At 73.1% G+C, this 15,968-nt stretch carries 17 protein-coding genes and 1 pseudogene; 8 read left to right on the top strand and 10 right to left on the bottom strand.

All coding sequences use genetic code 11. The features are described 5' to 3' along the window. Positions 1–19 precede the first annotated feature (19 nt). The gene (locus AC3EUJ_RS18845) at positions 20–598 is read right to left on the bottom strand and encodes a hypothetical protein (protein WP_431962758.1); all 579 of its coding nucleotides are present in this window, start codon (positions 596–598) and stop codon (positions 20–22) included. A 222-nt stretch (positions 599–820) separates the two neighbouring features. Between AC3EUJ_RS18845 and AC3EUJ_RS18850 the strand changes: the two genes are divergently transcribed. Beyond that, positions 821–967: a ferredoxin gene (locus AC3EUJ_RS18850; RefSeq protein ID WP_431962760.1), complete on the top strand. Its 147-nt coding sequence runs from the start codon at positions 821–823 to the stop codon at positions 965–967. Between the two features lie 30 nt (positions 968–997). Here AC3EUJ_RS18850 and AC3EUJ_RS18855 read toward each other — a convergent pair whose 3' ends face one another. Then, positions 998–1,873, bottom strand: coding sequence for a MurR/RpiR family transcriptional regulator (locus AC3EUJ_RS18855; RefSeq protein ID WP_431962762.1), 876 nt, complete (start codon positions 1,871–1,873; stop codon positions 998–1,000). A 73-nt stretch (positions 1,874–1,946) separates the two neighbouring features. Continuing rightward, positions 1,947–3,299, bottom strand: a complete 1,353-nt coding sequence (locus tag AC3EUJ_RS18860; protein WP_431962764.1) for an AMP-binding protein — start codon at positions 3,297–3,299, stop codon at positions 1,947–1,949. 82 nt (positions 3,300–3,381) lie between these two features. On the opposite strand from AC3EUJ_RS18860, the gene AC3EUJ_RS18865 reads away from it, so the two are divergent. Beyond that, on the top strand, positions 3,382–3,828 hold the full coding sequence (locus AC3EUJ_RS18865) for a hypothetical protein (RefSeq protein ID WP_431962766.1): 447 nt from the start codon (positions 3,382–3,384) through the stop codon (positions 3,826–3,828). Positions 3,829–4,228: 400 nt separating this feature from the next. Here the strand turns inward: AC3EUJ_RS18865 and AC3EUJ_RS18870 are convergent, their stop codons facing one another. Further along, positions 4,229–5,050 carry an inositol monophosphatase family protein gene (locus AC3EUJ_RS18870; protein WP_431962768.1) on the bottom strand — a complete coding sequence of 274 codons (822 nt, stop codon included), beginning with the start codon at positions 5,048–5,050 and terminating at the stop codon, positions 4,229–4,231. Positions 5,051–5,385: 335 nt separating this feature from the next. After that, positions 5,386–6,771 carry a cystathionine beta-synthase gene (locus AC3EUJ_RS18875; RefSeq protein WP_431962902.1) on the bottom strand — a complete coding sequence of 462 codons (1,386 nt, stop codon included), beginning with the start codon at positions 6,769–6,771 and terminating at the stop codon, positions 5,386–5,388. A gap of 201 nt (positions 6,772–6,972) precedes the next feature. Between AC3EUJ_RS18875 and AC3EUJ_RS18880 the strand changes: the two genes are divergently transcribed. The 3 genes and pseudogenes from AC3EUJ_RS18880 to AC3EUJ_RS18890 all read left to right on the top strand — a co-directional run. Further along, positions 6,973–7,809, top strand: coding sequence for a helix-turn-helix transcriptional regulator (locus AC3EUJ_RS18880; protein ID WP_431962770.1), 837 nt, complete (start codon positions 6,973–6,975; stop codon positions 7,807–7,809). Positions 7,810–7,925: 116 nt separating this feature from the next. Beyond that, positions 7,926–8,951, top strand: a complete 1,026-nt coding sequence (locus AC3EUJ_RS18885; protein ID WP_431962904.1) for an SGNH/GDSL hydrolase family protein — start codon at positions 7,926–7,928, stop codon at positions 8,949–8,951. A gap of 141 nt (positions 8,952–9,092) precedes the next feature. Beyond that, positions 9,093–9,230 (top strand): annotated as a pseudogene (locus tag AC3EUJ_RS18890) (IS481 family transposase); the annotation flags it as partial. Between the two features lie 249 nt (positions 9,231–9,479). Here AC3EUJ_RS18890 and AC3EUJ_RS18895 read toward each other — a convergent pair. Both AC3EUJ_RS18895 and AC3EUJ_RS18900 read right to left on the bottom strand, forming a co-directional pair. Beyond that, positions 9,480–9,896, bottom strand: coding sequence for a VOC family protein (locus AC3EUJ_RS18895; protein WP_431962771.1), 417 nt, complete (start codon positions 9,894–9,896; stop codon positions 9,480–9,482). A gap of 10 nt (positions 9,897–9,906) precedes the next feature. Next, positions 9,907–10,326, bottom strand: a complete 420-nt coding sequence (locus AC3EUJ_RS18900) for a helix-turn-helix transcriptional regulator (protein ID WP_431962773.1) — start codon at positions 10,324–10,326, stop codon at positions 9,907–9,909. A gap of 173 nt (positions 10,327–10,499) precedes the next feature. Between AC3EUJ_RS18900 and AC3EUJ_RS18905 the strand changes: the two genes are divergently transcribed. Continuing rightward, positions 10,500–11,720 carry an acetyl-CoA C-acetyltransferase gene (locus AC3EUJ_RS18905; RefSeq protein WP_431962775.1) on the top strand — a complete coding sequence of 407 codons (1,221 nt, stop codon included), beginning with the start codon at positions 10,500–10,502 and terminating at the stop codon, positions 11,718–11,720. Between the two features lie 277 nt (positions 11,721–11,997). After that, entirely contained in the window at positions 11,998–12,810 is an 813-nt protein-coding gene (locus AC3EUJ_RS18910; protein WP_431962777.1) for a hypothetical protein, read from the top strand. A 10-nt stretch (positions 12,811–12,820) separates the two neighbouring features. On the opposite strand, the gene AC3EUJ_RS18915 is transcribed toward AC3EUJ_RS18910, so the two are convergent. Continuing rightward, positions 12,821–13,144: a hypothetical protein gene (locus tag AC3EUJ_RS18915; RefSeq protein WP_431962779.1), complete on the bottom strand. Its 324-nt coding sequence runs from the start codon at positions 13,142–13,144 to the stop codon at positions 12,821–12,823. Positions 13,145–13,250: 106 nt separating this feature from the next. Here AC3EUJ_RS18915 and AC3EUJ_RS18920 point away from each other — a divergent pair, with 106 nt between their 5' ends. Then, complete coding sequence (locus AC3EUJ_RS18920) at positions 13,251–13,481, top strand: DUF4287 domain-containing protein (RefSeq protein ID WP_319161564.1); 231 nt, start codon at positions 13,251–13,253, stop codon at positions 13,479–13,481. Positions 13,482–13,566: 85 nt separating this feature from the next. Here AC3EUJ_RS18920 and AC3EUJ_RS18925 read toward each other — a convergent pair whose 3' ends face one another. Together AC3EUJ_RS18925 and AC3EUJ_RS18930 are read right to left on the bottom strand one after the other, a co-directional pair. After that, entirely contained in the window at positions 13,567–14,451 is an 885-nt protein-coding gene (locus AC3EUJ_RS18925) for a Bax inhibitor-1/YccA family protein (protein ID WP_431962781.1), read from the bottom strand. A gap of 220 nt (positions 14,452–14,671) precedes the next feature. Further along, positions 14,672–15,967 carry an alkaline phosphatase gene (locus AC3EUJ_RS18930; protein WP_431962783.1) on the bottom strand — a complete coding sequence of 432 codons (1,296 nt, stop codon included), beginning with the start codon at positions 15,965–15,967 and terminating at the stop codon, positions 14,672–14,674. Between the last annotated feature and the right edge of the window lies 1 nt (position 15,968).

Consider the following 15,968-nt stretch of genomic DNA (forward strand, 5'->3'; position numbering starts at 1 on the left):
GGCCGGTCGCCCGGACGGGTCAGCGGGCCGTCACGGCGCGACGGCGCGGGGACCCGCCGGGGCCCGCGTCGCCGGCCACGGGCCCGGTGGCCTCGTACCCGGGGACGGACGGGGCGGCGGGGCCGCGTCCCGCGTGCTCGGGCCGGACCCACAGCAGCGTCTCGTGCGCCCGCTCCCAGCGCCCCAGGCTCACCGCCTTGGCCCACAGCCCCGCCCCGGCACCGGCGAGCAGCATCCCCGCCGCCGCGGGCGCGGCCATGCCGGACGCGAGGGCCGCCACGAACGCCCCGAGCAGCCACCACCGCCGGGCCCGGACCCAGGCGCGCGCCGTGACCCGGCGGTCCTGCAGGAAGACGCCGCGGGGCGCGCGCACGGCCGTCTCCGCGAGCGCGGTGTACCGCCGCCGACGCGCCAGGAAGGCCACCACCGCGGCGACCACGAAGAGCGCCGCCCCGCCCAGCACTCCGATCCGGCGGCCGGTCAGTCCGGGCACGAAGACCCCGACGCCCGCCGCCACGACCCCCAGCCACCACAGCCACCGCGCCGGCACCCGCACCAGGACCGCCACCCGTGCCAGCACATACGCTCCGCGCACCACCGCTGTCTCCTCCTTCACGGCTCGTTCCGAGAGTGCTGGGGAGGGAGGTTACTCACGGCACATCAAAATTCCGTGAGAACCGCGGCGCATGCGGGGCCCCGGAGGCGGTGCCACCGCTGAGGGCGTGGGCCTTCGGGGCTGGAGTGGTGCGTAGGAACATCGTGGTCGGCCTCGATCGCTGCCGGGCCCGCGCGCAGTGCGCACCTCGCTCCCGAGGTCTTCGTGCCGCACGCGGAGGAGGCCCTGCGGTACGTCCCGGCCGTCCCGGAGGACCAGCACGAGCGCGTCCGGCGGGCCGCGGTGGCGTGCCCGGTGCAGGCCATCATCGTCGTGCTCGGGGTCGCCCAGGCCGATGGGGCGCGCGCCTGACCCGGCGGCCGGGCCCGGCCCGGCCCCGGATCACTCCACGAACAGGCCCTGCGCCGCGGCCTTGGCGTCGAACTCCTCCAGCCGCGCCTGCGCGTCCGGCAGCCCGTCGCACATCGCCTCCAGCAGCACCCGGCCGAGCAGCATCGGCGCGCACGCGGTGTCGAAGGCGAGCCCGGTGCCGACGGCCGCCGGGAGGAGGACGTCGGAGTGGGCGGCGACCGGCGCGAAGGCGCTGTCGGCGACGGTGACGACGGTCAGCCCCACGGAGCGGGCGTACTCCAGCGCCTCGACCACCTCGCGCGGATGCCGGGGCAGCGCGAAGCACAGCAGGGCGCTCGCCCCGGCCCGCACGGCCGCGTCGACGCGGTCGGCGAGCATGCTGCCGCCCTCGTCGAGGAGGCGGACGTCGGGGTGCACCTTGGCCGCGAAGTAGCCGAAGCCGCGGGCCTGGGCGGCCGCTGCCCGCAGCCCGAGCACGGGCAGCGGCCGTGACGCGGCGAGCAGGGCGCCCGCGCGGGCGACGGGGGCGGGGTCGGCGAGCAGCGCGGCGAGGTGCCGCAGGTTCTCGATCTCCGCCTGCACGGCTTCCTGGTACTCGTTGTACGTGTCGCCGGCCGGCTGCCCGGGGGGCACCGCGGCGGGGGCGACCTCGCGCAGGTGGCGGCGGAGCGCGGGGTAGCCGTCGAAGCCGAGCGCGACGGCGAAGCGGGTCACGGAGGGCTGGCTGACCCCGGCCAGTTCGGCGACCTCGACACTGGACAGGAAGGGCGCGTCGGCGGCCCGCCGGACGAGGCAGTGGGCGATGCGGCGCTGGGTGGGCGTGAGCCGGTGCGCTTCGAACAGCTTCACCAGGCGCGCCGACGCGGTGTCGGTCCCGTCGGCTCCGGTGGCGTTCTCGGTGGCCATGGCGCCCTCTCCGCTCGGCCATTCATGTGCCGATGACTCTGCATGATTCCATGCAGGAGGGCAAGGCGCCGGTTCACGCGGGCGGCAGCAGCTTCTTCTGCGGCTTGCCCATCGCGTTGCGCGGCAGCTCCGTCAGGAAGCGGACCTTGCGCGGGCGCTTGTGCACCGAAAGGTGCCCGGCCACGAAGTCGATCAGCTCGCGTTCGCCGACCCCGTCCGCCACCACATAGGCCACGATCTCCTGGCCGAGGTCGGCGTGCGGGGCGCCCACCACGGCCGCCTCGCGCACCGCGGGGTGGTCCAGCAGGGCGTTCTCCACCTCGCCCGCGCCGATCCGGTAGCCGCCCGACTTGATCAGGTCGGTGGAGGCCCGGCCGACGATCCGGTGCATGCCGTCCGGCGCGATCGCCGCGATGTCACCGGTGCGGAACCAGCCGTCCTCGGTGTACGAGGCCGCGGTCGCCTCCGGCCGCCCCAGGTAGCCGTCGAAGAGGGTGGGCCCGGTGAGCTGGAGCTCGCCGATCTCCGCGCCCGGCTCGGCGGCGATCCGGGTGCGGATCCCCGGCAGCGGCAGCCCGACGGAGCCGGGGCGCCGCTCCCCGGCCGCCCGGGTGCTGACCGTGATCAGGGTCTCCGTCATGCCGTAGCGCTCGACCGGCCGCTGCCCGGTCAGCGCCTCCAGGTCGCGGAAGACGGGCGCGGGCAGCGGCGCGCTGCCGGAGACCAGCAGCCGGGCGCCGCTCAGCGCCCTGGCGGACTCCGGGTCCCCCGCGACCCGGCCCCAGACGGTCGGCACGCCGAAGTACAGACTGCCGCCGGCCGCCGCGTACGCCTGCGGTGTCGGGCGACCGGTGTGGACCAGACGACTCCCGGTGCGCAGCGCGCCGAGCACGCCGAGCACGAGACCGTGCACGTGGAACAGCGGCAGGCCGTGGACGAGGGTGTCCTCCGGCGTCCACTCCCAGGCCCCGGCGAGGGCGTCGAGGTCGGCGGCGATCGCGCGGCGCGGGACCAGCACGCCCTTGGGCGCTCCGGTGGTGCCCGAGGTGTACAGGACGAGGGCCGTCGTGTCCGGGTCCGGCTCGGGGCCGTCCCAGGGGCGGCGCTCGGTGAGAACGGCCGGGGGCGCCTGCACGGCCCCGGAGTCGCGCAGGATGTGGTCGCGCTCGGCCGGTCCCGCGTCGGGTGGCACCGGGACGACGGGGACGCCCGCGAGCAGGCCCCCGACGACCGCCGCGACCGTCTCCAGGGACGCCGCCGCGTGCACGGCGACCGCCGGGGCACCCACGACACGGGCCGCGAAGGCGCCCGCGGCGCCGAGCAGTACCTCCCGCGAGCAGGGGCGTCCGTCGACGGTGACCGCGTCGGGGCGGTCGGAGGGGGCGTGGTGGAGGGCGGTCAGCAGGCGTGGCGCGTGTCCGGTCACGGCACGACCCTAATGGCGACCCCGGGAAGGTTCGGGGGTTTCCCCCAGTGCCACGGCGCCGATCGGTCCGTACGGTGGCGTCATGGACGCCCGTGACCCAGAGCTCAAGAAGGAATTCGCCGCCACCATCCAGGCGCGCAAGGACCTGGGGGAGGAGTACGAGTCGGCCCTCATCGACTCCTTCCTGGAGAAGATGGACCGGCGCATCGACTCCCAGGTCGAGCGGCGGGTACGCCGCGAACTGGCCGAGCAGCAGACGGCGTTCGCCCGCGCCGGGCGCCGGGTCGGCCCGGAGGCGCGCGGCCAGGGGGGCGGCCGTTTCGGCGCCCGCTACGGCTTCGGCGCCTTCTCCCTGATCATGGCCATCCCGTTGTCCGCCATCGCGGCCGAAAAGGGCGATCTGCCCGGGCTCCTCGTCGCCTGGGTCGGCATCGTCGCCGTCAACGCCGCGCATTCACTGGGGTGGCTGTTCCACGAGCGGGGCGATGCCCCTCGTCGCGCCAAGGACCCGGACGCCTGGGAGGACTGACCGCCCCGGCGACGGGCGGTCAGCGGTCCCCGCTGGTGACGGGACACGCCCCTGAAAGGGCGTCACGGGTCGGCGACGCATGACCCGGCCGGCCCGCCCGATGCCGAGGCCGCGTCCCCCGGCGCCGGGCCGGCCGCACCACCGCGATCCACATGGGTGCGGGGACGGGCGCCCGCCCCGGGCGCGCGGCCGGTCGTGACGCGCCGGACACCTTCCCGTGCCGCCGGCTCCGTTCACGCTCGCCAAGGCGGCCGGACCGGCGGTGCGACCCGCCGACCGCGGCGCGGGACCGTGACCGCTCCGGCACCCTGCTTCGAAGCCGGCCCGAGCCGGAACGCAACCGACACCGCGGCCGGCGACGACGGACGGACGGGAGTCGCCGTCCTTCAGGCCGGCGGGGTCAGGCGTTCAGCAGCGCCACCACACGGCGGGCCGCGGTCTCGTCGCGTGCCGCGGCGAAGGGCAGCGGCCCGCCCGCCATGCGGAACGGCAGTCCGTCCGCGCCGAGCACCGTGCCGCCCGACTCGGCGACCAGCAGGATGCCCGCGGAGTGGTCCCAGGGGTTGTCGTAGGCGTAGGTGGCCGCGTCGAGCCGCCCGAGCGCGACGTCGAGGTAGTCACAGCCGGCGGAGCCGCTCGCCCAGGGCTTGACGCCGTGCGCGGACCCCAGTTCGTACAGCCGCCGGTGCTGGTCGGCGGTGAGGTGCACGGGCCGGGCACCGGCCACCAGCAGCACGTCGTCCGCCTCCTGCGCGCCGCCGGTGCCCAGCCGCAGCGGCCGACCGCCGGCGTGCGCGCCCTCGCCGCGCCGGGCGGTGGCGAGGATCCCGTCGACGGGCCGGTACGTCCACGAGGCGAGCAGCTCACCGCGCGCGGCGAGGGCGACCTGGGTGACGAACGAGGCGTCGCCGCGTACGAAGTTGGAGGTTCCGTCGACCGGGTCGACGATCCAGACGGGATCGTCGCCGAGCAGCGCCCCGAGCAGCGCGGGGTCGGCGTGCACGGCCTCCTCGCCGATGACGGCGGAACCCGGCAACAGGGCGGTGAGCGTACGGGTGAGGCGTTCCTCGACGCGGCGGTCGGCGACCGTGACGAGGTCCAGCGGCCCCTTCTTCTCGTCGACGTCGCCCTCGGCGAGGCGGCCGAAGCGGGCGAGCGCCTCTTCGTCGGCCACGGCGCGTATGGACTCCTCGACGGCTGCGAACGTCTGTGCGCTGATCACGGCGGCCACTCAACCAGAAGAGCGGCCCGCGCGGGGACGCGGGCCGCTCTTCCACAGATTGCGCGGGAACCGCCGCACCCCCGGTCACCCGGGGGGCGGGACGACGGCGGTCCCCGCGAGGGACGCGGGCCGGATCAGGGCCGGGCCACACGTCCTGGGGTCACCATGGAGGTCCGGGAGCCGCTCCGGAGGTCCTTGGCGCCACATCCGTGGTGTCGGCCGGGCGACCGGTGCGCCGTCCGCCGACATCCACCAATGTGCCGGAGCCGTGTTAAGCGCGTGCTGCGCGTACGTGACGTGGGTGTACCAGTTCCACCAACCCTTGTGGCCCGGCGCTACCTGGCCTCCTCGGCGAGGAAGGCGAGCAGGTCCTGCCGGCTGACCACACCCGTCGGCTTGCCCTCGACCAGCACGATCGCCGCGTCGGCCGAGCCCAGCACGGCCATCAGGTCGCCGACCGGCTCGCCGGAGCCCACCTGCGGCAGCGGCGCGCTCATGTGCCGCTCCAGCGGGTCGTCCAGGGTGGCGCGCTTGGTGAACAGCGCGTCGAGCAGCTCCCGCTCCACGACGGAGCCTACGACCTCGGCGGCCATGACGTCGGGGTGGCCGGCGCCCGGCTTCACGATCGGCATCTGCGAGACGCCGTACTCGCGCAGCACCTCGATGGCCTGGCCGACGGTCTCCTCGGGGTGCATGTGCACCAGCTGCGGGATACCGCCGTCCTTGCGGTCCAGCACGTCGGAGACGCGGGCCTGGCCGGTGCCCTCCTCCAGGAAGCCGTAGTCGGCCATCCACTCGTCGTTGAAGATCTTCGACAGGTAGCCGCGGCCGGAGTCCGGCAGCAGGACGACCACGACGTCGTCCGGGCCGAGGCGCTCGGCCACGCGGAGCGCCGCGACGACCGCCATGCCGCAGGAGCCGCCGACGAGCAGGCCCTCCTCCTTGGCGAGGCGGCGGGTCATCTGGAAGGAGTCCTTGTCCGAGACCGCAACGATCTCGTCCGCGACGGTGCGGTCGTAGGCGGTGGGCCAGAAGTCCTCACCGACGCCCTCGACCAGGTACGGGCGGCCGGAGCCGCCGCTGTACACGGAGCCCTCCGGGTCGGCGCCGATGACCTTGACCCGGCCCTCCGAGGCGTCCTTCAGGTAGCGGCCGGTGCCGGAGATGGTGCCGCCGGTGCCGACGCCCGCCACGAAGTGCGTGATCTTCCCCTCGGTCTGCTCCCACAGCTCCGGACCGGTGGAGTGGTAGTGCGAGGCCGGGTTGTTGGGGTTGCTGTACTGGTCCGGCTTCCAGGCGTTCGGGGTCTCGCGCACCAGCCGGTCCGAGACGTTGTAGTAGGAGTCCGGGTGCTCGGGGTCCACGGCGGTGGGGCAGACCACGACCTCGGCGCCGTAGGCGCGCAGCACGTTGATCTTGTCGGTGGAGACCTTGTCCGGGCAGACGAAGATGCACTTGTAGCCCTTCTGCTGGGCCACGATCGCCAGGCCGACGCCCGTGTTGCCCGAGGTGGGCTCCACGATCGTGCCGCCGGGCTTGAGTTCGCCGCTCTTCTCCGCGGCCTCGATCATCCGCAGCGCGATGCGGTCCTTGACCGAACCGCCGGGGTTGAAGTACTCGACCTTGGCCAGGACGGTCGCCTGGATTCCTGCCGTCACGCTGTTGAGCCTCACCAGCGGGGTGTTGCCGACGAGGCTGATCATCGAGTCGTGGAACTGCACCATTGTCTCCGGGTTCTCCGTGATTGTGAGGCCAGGGTAAGCGGTTTTCCGGTGGGGGGCGGCCTCCACCGGCACCGGGCGTCGCACGCTTCACATCGGCGTTACCTACGCCCCGGAAGGTCCGGTTGTAGAGTCACACCGTGGCGCGATCACGACACGTCGCAGTTACGACACCGGCCTTATACAACCGGGGGGTGGGCGATGCCTGACCAGAAACACCCGGACTCCGTCGACGCGGGTACGGGCAACGCCGACTACGTCGCCGCGCTCAGCGGCCTGGCGGCCGTGGAGTCCGGCCTCGCCTCCGTACGCGAACGGCTCACGGCGCTCGCCGCCGTGCGCCCGTCACGGCCGGCCGAGCCGGTGATGCCGGGCGGGATCGCCGAGGTGATCCACGGCGAGGCGGAGCAGCAGCACGTGATCGAGCAGCTGCAACGCGAGGCCCGCAAGGAGGTGCTGACCTTCGTGCGACCGCCGTACGTCGCGGCGGCGGGCAACGTCGTCCAGAAGGAGCGGCTGGCCGCCGGGGTCGAGTACCGCTCGCTGTACGAGACGACGGCCCTGGTGTACCCCGGGGCGGCCGACATGCCGGGCTTCGTCGAGCCGGGCGAGCTGGCCCGGGCGGCGCCGAGCGTGCCGATGAAGCTGATGATCGTCGACGCCGAGCGGGCGCTGCTGCCGCTGTCCGGCGGCCGCGACCGGTCCGTGGTGTCCTCCGCCGGGCTGCTGCTGCTCCACCCCTCGGTGCTGGTGGACGCGCTGCTGGAGCTCTTCGAGGACCGCTGGCTGCGCGGCACGCCGCTGCGCATGCCCTCACTCGGCGAGACCGATGAGGACCCGGAGTTCCCCGGCTCCCCCGAGCTCGACGAGCAGCTGCTCTCGCTGCTGATGTCCGGGCTGCCGGACAAGGCGATCGCCTCCCAGCTCGGGATATCCCTGCGCACGCTGCAGCGCAGGATCCGGTCCCTGATGGAGTCCACCGGAACCGCCAACCGCACCCAGCTCGCCTGGTTCGTCGCGCAGCAGCGGCTGACCTGAGTCCGGGCCGCCCAGCGGTTGCGGCGGGCATCGGACGGGGCAACAAATCGTTGTACGGGTCGGGCCGCGGGGGCCCGTGGACCCGGCGCGGGAGGTGGACGTTGTCCAGGGCAAGGGTGGCGCGGCGGATCGCTACGGCCGCCGCGTACGGAGGAGGCGGCATCGGCCTGCTGGGCGGCGCCGCGGTCGGCCTGCTGCTGACCGAGGGCGCGCTCGCCCGCAGGGCCGTGGGCGGCTCCGACGCCGTCCCGCCCCGCGCGGACGGCGTCTACGGCGCCGCCTTCGCGCTGAGCACCGACGAGCGGCCGATCGTGCTGGCGCTCGTGGGCGACTCCACGGCGGCGGGCCAGGGGGTGCACCGGGCGAGCCAGACCCCGGGCGCGCTGCTGGCGTCCGGGGTGGCGGCGGTGGCGGAACGGCCGGTGCGGATGGTCAACGTGGCCAACCCCGGCGCACAGTCCGACGACCTGGCTCGCCAGGTCGATCTTCTGCTGGGGCCCGTCCCCGGTACCGCACCCGATCTGTGCGTGATCATGATCGGGGCGAACGACGTGACCCGGCGGATGCCGCTGGCCGTCTCCGTGCGGCTGCTGTCCGACGCGGTGCGACGACTGCGCGAGGCCGGCTGCGAGGTGATCGTCGGCACCTGCCCGGACCTCGGCACGATCGAGCCGGTCTACCAGCCGCTGCGCTGGATCGCCCGCCGGCTGAGCCGCCAGCTCGCGGCCGCGCAGACCATCGCGGTGGTCAGCCTCGGCGGCCGCACCGTGTCGCTGGGCGACCTGCTCGGGCCCGAGTTCGAGTCCCGCCCCCGCGAGATGTTCGGCCCGGACAACTACCACCCCTCGGCCGAGGGTTACGCGACCGCGGCCATGGCGATGCTGCCCACGCTGTGTTCCGCGGTCGGGCTGTGGCCCGAGGAGGACGAGCGCCCCGACGCCCGGCGCGGCGAGGGCTTCCTCCCGGTGGCCCAGGCCGCCGCGGAAGCCGCGGGCGAGGCCGGCACCGAGGTCACCGCGGCCGCCGGCACGGTCTCCGGCCCCCGCGGCCGCTGGGCCCTGCTCAAGCGCCGCCGCCGTCGCCGCCTCCCCGACACGACGGAACCGGACACCACGGCGGCGGCCGAGGCCGCCCAGAACTAGTAGGTGTTCCGTCCGGGAGGTTGTGGACGGGTGAGGCAGCTCTCGGCCGAGGGATTCCGAACGGGTGAGGGCCTTCCGGTTCGGTGTGGATGGCGACATCCACGCCGGCAGAAGAACCCCTGAGTCCCATCGCGACGCACCCTGACCGGGACTGGGCAACCGCGCCTGGCCCGCTGCGTCGTGGACGACGGCCGGCCGCCGCGCCGGGCCGCCGAACGCTCCCAGGTCTCGCCCACCGCGGCCCGGCGCTGGGCCGATGGCTGCCGGTCCGGGGTTCCTGCACGTGGGTGGGAGAGGGCAACGGCGGGTTGCCCCGCGGCGCCCCCTCCCGGGCGCGGAGGCCGCCGGTGTCACCCGGCCTTGCGCTGGACGGTGTGATATCCCCCGGCTGCCGCGGGCGGTCGGCGGGAGACGGCCCGCCGGGAGGCGCAGCGAACCCACGGACGGCAACGGCGGGTGCCCCGCGGCGACCACCCGAAGAACCCCGCACCACGCCGGGGACGGCCGGGAACCCGGAAGCCGCCGGCTTCAGCCGGCCTTGCGCTGGGTGAAGCGGAGCAGGTTGCCCGAGGGGTCCCGGAAGGCGCAGTCCCGGACGCCGTAGGGCTGGTCCATGGGCTCCTGCAGCACCTCGCCGCCCGCGTCGCGGATCCGTTCGAACGTGGCGTCGACGTCACCGGTGGCGAAGATGACCCCGCGCAGCATGCCCTTGGCCAGCAGCTCGCTCATGGCCCGCCTGTCCGCGTCGGACGCGCCCGGGTCCGCGAGGGGCGGTTCGAGGACGATCTCCACGCCGGGCTGGTCGGGCGAGCCGACCGTCACCCAGCGCATGCCCTCGAACCCGACGTCGTTGCGGACCTCCAGGCCGAGGACGTCGCGGTAGAAGGGAAGCGCCTTGTCGTGGTCGTCGACGGCGATGAAGCACTGTGACAGCGTGATGTCCATGCGGACCACGCTAGGCCCGCGCCGCGGTCCTCGCTTCCTTGTTCCTGACCGGTCTGGTGTACCGCTTCGCGACGCACGCCGGGATCGCCGCGCCCGGCTCGTGGTCGCGGGCGCGGTACGCACTCGGGGTCTCCCCCACGAGTTCGGTGAAGCGCGAGCTGAAGGAGCCGAGCGAGGTGCAGCCCACCGCGAAGCAGACCTCGGTGACCGTGAGGTCGCCGCGCCGCAGCAGGGCCTTGGCGCGTTCGATCCGGCGCGTCATGAGGTAGCTGTACGGGGTCTCGCCGAACGCGGCCCGGAAGCTGCGCGAGAAGTGGCCGGGGGACATCAGCGCCGCGCGGGCCAGCGCGGTGACGTCGAGGGGGTCCGCGTAGTCGCGGTCCATCGCGTCGCGGGCGCGGCGCAGCCGTACCAGGTCGTCCGGATTCACCGGCCCAGCATCGCACGGGGGGCGCGTTCGCCACGAGGATGCGCCATCATGGACTAAGCAAGCGCTCAGAAAGAGGTCCGCGTCACAGCCTCCAAGCCGTGACTCCCTCCGCTACGTACAGGTAACTTCCCAGAGAGTCCCAGCCTGCCCCGCCGCCTCGTCGAGGAGTCGCGATGCCCGAAGCCGTGATCGTCTCTGCCGCCCGTTCCCCCATCGGCCGGGCCGTCAAGGGGTCCCTGAAGGACCTTCGTCCCGACGACCTGACCGCCACGATCATCCAGGCGGCCCTCTCCAAGGTGCCGCAGCTGGACCCGCGCGAGATCGACGACCTGATGCTCGGCTGCGGTCTGCCCGGCGGCGAGCAGGGCCACAACCTGGGCCGGATCGTGGCCGTACAGATGGGCATGGACCACCTCCCGGGCTGCACGATCACGCGTTACTGCTCCTCCTCGCTGCAGACGACCCGGATGGCGCTGCACGCCATCAAGGCGGGCGAGGGCGACGTCTTCATCTCGGCCGGCGTCGAGACCGTCTCCCGGTTCGCAAGCGGCAGCTCCGACGGCATGCCCGGCACCCACAACCCGGTCTTCGCCGAGGCCGAGGCCCGTACCGCGGCCCGCGCCGCGCAGGGCGGAGGAGTGTGGCACGACCCGCGCGCGGACGGGCTGGTGCCGGACGCGTACATCGCGATGGGCCAGACCGCGGAGAACCTGGCGGCCCTCAAGGGGATCACCCGCGCCGACCAGGACGAGTTCGGCGTCCGCTCGCAGAACCTGACCGAGGAGGCCATCAGGAAGGGCTTCTGGGAGCGCGAGATCACCCCGGTGACGCTGCCCGACGGCACGGTCGTCGCGAAGGACGACGGCCCGCGCGCCGGGGTCACCCTGGAGGCCGTGCAGGGCCTGAAGCCGGTCTTCCGCCCCGACGGCACCGTGACCGCCGGCAACTGCTGCCCGCTCAACGACGGCGCGGCGGCACTGGTGATCATGAGCGACACCAGGGCGCGCGAGCTCGGTATCACCCCGCTCGCCCGCGTGGTCTCCACCGGCGTCTCGGGCCTCTCCCCCGAGATCATGGGATACGGCCCGGTCGAGGCGTCCCGCCAGGCCCTCAAGCGGGCCGGGCTGACCCTCGACGACATCGACCTGGTCGAGATCAACGAGGCCTTCGCGGCGCAGGTCATCCCCTCCTACCGGGACCTGGGCGTCGACATCGACAAGCTCAACGTCAACGGCGGCGCGATCGCGGTCGGCCACCCCTTCGGCATGACGGGCGCCCGCATCACCACCACGCTGATCAACTCGCTCCAGTGGCACGACAAGCAGTTCGGCCTGGAGACCATGTGCGTCGGCGGCGGCCAGGGCATGGCCATGGTCATCGAGCGCCTGTCGTAACGGGCCCCTCCGGCTTCTCTGGCCCCTCCGGCCTCTTCCGCCTCTCCCACCCCTCGGACATTCGTTCGAGGCACAAGTCGCAATCGAACCGCCCCCGGGATGTGACCTAATCCCGGGGGCGGTTGTTTATGCAGGTCAGGGGTGCGTCACCCATACGGACCAAGACTTTGGACCCTCCCATTTCGTGACGTTCCGCACTGCAGAGGCCATGGATTCCGGTGCAGAGTGGTGGTGTACAGGGGGCCAGGCTCGGGAAAGCACAGTCGGGAGTACGCCAGTGAGCGCCATGTTCCTCGTCCTGCTGACGGGTGCGGCAACAGCCGTGGCCGCCGGCTCCGCCACGCTGTTCGCCACCCGCGGCGTACGTCGTGATGTCGCGGCCCTGCGCGCGGACCTGGCCGAGGCCCGTGCCCAGCGGGCGGCCACGGTTCCCGCCGCGCGCACCACTCCGGACGCCGAGGCCATCCGCACGGCCGTCGCCGACGCGCTCGCCGACGAGCGGGAGCGCGAACTGGCCGAGGCCCGCGCCTTCTGGGCTGCCCAGGAGGCCCCTCTCGGCTATGCGACGGGCGAGTCCGGCGAGTCCCTCGTCGACCCGCAGCTCGACGCCCAGCTCTTCGGCGGCCAGGGTACCGGCCCCGTTCCCGGCGCCGCGGGCACCGACTACGAGGTGCTGCCGTACGGCCCGTTCCTGCCCCGCCAGGCCGACCTCGCGGGCCTGGAGCCCGGCGGCCCGGCACCCTTCCGGCACCCCTCCGACGCCGACTTCGGCGTCCCCGCCCCGGTCGTGGCGAACCAGGAGCAGACCGCCGAGCGCCTCTGTGAACTCGCGGACCTGCGGATGCCGCTCGCCGACGTCCGTCCCGGCCCGCTCGGCACGCTCGACGTGTACGTCTTCGCCGACGGCACCACGCTGTGCATGACCCCGGGCGACCGGGACACCGCCGACCGCCTCTGCGAGGCCCTGGACCGCGGCGAGTCCCCGGTCCTGCTGGGCGGCTCCGCCGTCGCCGGGGGCTACGCGCTGACCTTCACCTACGGCGAGGAGTCCGTCTACGTGCTCGCCGACCGGGTGGTCGCCTCGCTGTAGCCGGCGCGTCCTACAGACCGCAGCGCGCGGCCGTGTCCCTGATCCGGGACACGGCCGCGTCGCGTACCTGCGCCAGTTCCGGGTGCGGTTCCAGGGCGGCGGCCAGGTCGTTCGCGGCCACCGAGATCTGGTCGCCGATCACGAACACCCCCTCGTCCGGCATCAGCAGCGGTTCCCGTCCGGGGAACTCGATCTGCTGTGCCCGGGCGGCCAGTTCACGGGCGAGCTCCAGGCCCGCCCGGGCCACCTCGCCACGGAGCCGGCTCTGCGGCAGGGAACGGTATCGCGCCGCCAGGAGTCCGGCGGCGTCGCGGAGCGTCGTACAGTCCAGCACGCCGCGAGCCTACCGGTGCGTACACACAACCGAGCGCGTTGCACTGTTGCCAACGGTCGACGGCTCAGGCACGGTGGGGTGACCGGAACGCATACCGGAGGCGCCGATGTCACAGACCTTCTCGGAAGAGACCCACCGGAACCTGCTCTCCCACATCCCGCACTGCACCGGCCGCGAGATCGGCGAATGGCTTCGCACGGTCGACGACGGGCCCGCATTCCTCCGCTTCGAGGAGAAAGTCAGCTGGCTCCGAAGCGAGCACGACCTGTCCTACGGACACGCCAAGGCCATCGTCCACGAATACGATCTGAGGCGGGCCGCGCGGAGGTTCGGCTGACGCGCCTCCCCTGCCGCGCATGCGAACGGGCCCCGAAAGGCACTGCCTCCGGGGCCCGTTGAATGTCCCTGACGGGTCAGCGCACTCAGTCGTCGCCGCGCAGGATCGCGATCAGCCGCAGCATCTCCAGGTAGATCCAGACCAGGGAGAGCGTGAGGCCGAAGGCCGCCAGCCAGGACTCCTGGCGCGGAGCGCCGTACTGGATGCCGTCCTCGATCTGCTTGAAGTCCAGCGACAGGAAGAACGCGCCCAGCGCGATCCCGATGACGCCGACCACGATGCCCAGCGCACCGCTGCGCAGGCCAAGGCCGTCACCGCCGCCGATCAGCGCGGCGATCAGGTTGACGAACATCAGGATGACGAAGCCGATGGCGATCGCCATGCCGATGCGGGTGTAGCGGGCGGTGACCCGGATGAGGCGCGTGCGGTACGCCACCAGCATGCCGACGAAGACCGCCATGGTCCCCAGCACGGCCTGCAGCGGGATGCCCGGCCACATGAAGTTGAGGATCTTGCTCCAGACGCCGAGGAAGACGCCCTCGAAGACCGCGTAGCCGAGGATCAGCGCGGGCGAGGCCTCGCGCTTGAATGACTGGATCAGGCCCAGGACCAGGGCGACGAGCGAGGCGCCGATCGCCAGGCCGTAGCTCTTCTCCGAGACCGGCAGCACGAACCACGCCACGAGCGCGCCGAGCACCACGGTGCCCAGGGTCATGGCGGTGCGCATGACGACGTCGTCCATCGTCATCCGGCCGGTCTGCACGGCGGCGGCCGGCGGGGCCTGGTACGTGGTGTCGTAGGGGTTGGTCGTACCCGCGTACGGGTTCGTGCCCGCGTACGGGTTCGTGCCCGCGTACGGGTTGCCGCCCGCCTGGGGGGCACCCTGCGCCTGCGGCTGACCGCCGAAGCCCGCGTAGCCCTCCCCGCGGGAGAACCCACGCCGCGAGAAGACCGGGTTGCTGCTCCTCATCTGTCACTCCTCCATGGCCGCGCGATACGGCTCCGCACCAAGAGTAATGGTATGGCAAAGCGGGTCGCCTACGCCTCAAGGAGGATCTTTTGCCGGCGCCCGCCTTGCCTGCCACCACGCCTTTCCCCGTCCCCGGCACGCCACACCGCCCGGCGACGAACGGCGGGTGCCGGGAAGAGGCCGCGCCCCTTCCCGGCACCCGCCGGAAGTGGATCCCCGCTCAGCGACGCGTCGCAAGGATCTCGCTCAGCACGTCGTGCACGTAGGTGTTGGCGTGCTTGCCCGAGAAGCGGCTCGCGAGCGGGCCGGCCGCGGTGACGGGTACGTCCACACCGGTGTGACCGGAGGTGGTCCAGTCGATGGAGAACGACTTGTCGCTGCCGCGGATACTGAACGGACCGTCCTCGGCGGAGATGCCGTCGCCGGACTCGTCGGCGGAGTCGGCCTCCTCCACGGCCAGGCCGCCGGTCTCGTGGTCACCGGTGACGACCAGCAGGGTGTCGGGGTGGGTGGCCACGTAGGCGCGCGCCACCGCGACGGTCTTCTCCAGCTCCTGCATGGACTGCAGGACCCGGGCGCCGTTGTTGTTGTGCGCGAACTCGTCCACGCCCTCCTCCTCGACCATGAGGAAGAAGCCCTTCTTGTTCTTGTCCAGCGTGCCGAGGGCCTTGCTGGTCATGGTGGACAGGCCGACCACCGGGTTGTACACGTCGCCCTGACCCTCGGGGTGCTGCTGGAACATCTCCTCGTTGGCGAAGAGACCGAGGAGCTTGCCGCCCTTGGCGCGGTCCAGCTGGTCCGCGCTGGAGACGTAGGTGTAGCCGGCCTTCTGGGCCTTCTTGATCAGGTCACCCTTGGTGCCCTTGCTCGCCTCGGACGTGTCCTCGGCGGGCTTGTCCTGGAAGGCGCCGGGGCTCCCCGCGGGCAGCCACCAGTCCTCGCCGCCGCCGAGGATGACGTCGGGCTTGCTGACCTCGATGTACTGACGCGCGATCTCGTCCTGCGCCGACCGGTTGGCTGTGCTGGAGAAGAAGGCGGCCGGGGACGCGTCGGTGACCTGCGCGGTCGTCACCAGACCGGTGGCCTTGCCGGCCGCCTTGGCCTGCTGGCCCAGGGTGGCCAGCGGGTTGCCATCCACGTCGACGCTGATCGCGCCGTTGTAGGTCTTCTCACCGGTCGCCCACGCGGTCGCGGCCGCGGCGGAGTCGGTGACGACGGACTTCGGGTCGTCGGGCTCGGTGGTCAGCTGACCCGAGTAGGGGAGCTTGTCCATCGCGAGCTGACCGTTCAGACCGGTCAGGTGCAGGCGCGCGGCCTGCCGAGCGGCGGCACCCATGCCGTCGCCGTTGATGAAGATGACGTTCTTCGCAGCCGGGGCCTTGCCCTTGCTTGCGGCCTGCGGGGCCGTGGCCGACGCACCCAGCGTCGGGTTGATCACCATGGTCACCACCGCGGCGGCGGCTGCGGCCGCCACCGGCGCGGCGAACCGCCGGGCCCTGCGAACACCCTCGGACACA

This window comes from Actinacidiphila sp. bgisy160 (genome assembly GCF_057707815.1).

Excerpts from the sequence above, each read along its gene's own strand:
- AC3EUJ_RS18855 (WP_431962762.1), bottom strand. The coding sequence starts at position 1,873 with ATGGCCACCGAGAACGCCACCGGAGCCGACGGGACCGACACCGCGTCG.
- AC3EUJ_RS18865 (WP_431962766.1), top strand. The coding sequence starts at position 3,382 with ATGGACGCCCGTGACCCAGAGCTCAAGAAGGAATTCGCCGCCACCATC.
- AC3EUJ_RS18880 (WP_431962770.1), top strand. The coding sequence starts at position 6,973 with ATGCCTGACCAGAAACACCCGGACTCCGTCGACGCGGGTACGGGCAAC.
- AC3EUJ_RS18895 (WP_431962771.1), bottom strand. The coding sequence starts at position 9,896 with ATGGACATCACGCTGTCACAGTGCTTCATCGCCGTCGACGACCACGAC.
- AC3EUJ_RS18905 (WP_431962775.1), top strand. The coding sequence starts at position 10,500 with ATGCCCGAAGCCGTGATCGTCTCTGCCGCCCGTTCCCCCATCGGCCGG.
- AC3EUJ_RS18920 (WP_319161564.1), top strand. The coding sequence starts at position 13,251 with ATGTCACAGACCTTCTCGGAAGAGACCCACCGGAACCTGCTCTCCCAC.
- AC3EUJ_RS18925 (WP_431962781.1), bottom strand. The coding sequence starts at position 14,451 with ATGAGGAGCAGCAACCCGGTCTTCTCGCGGCGTGGGTTCTCCCGCGGG.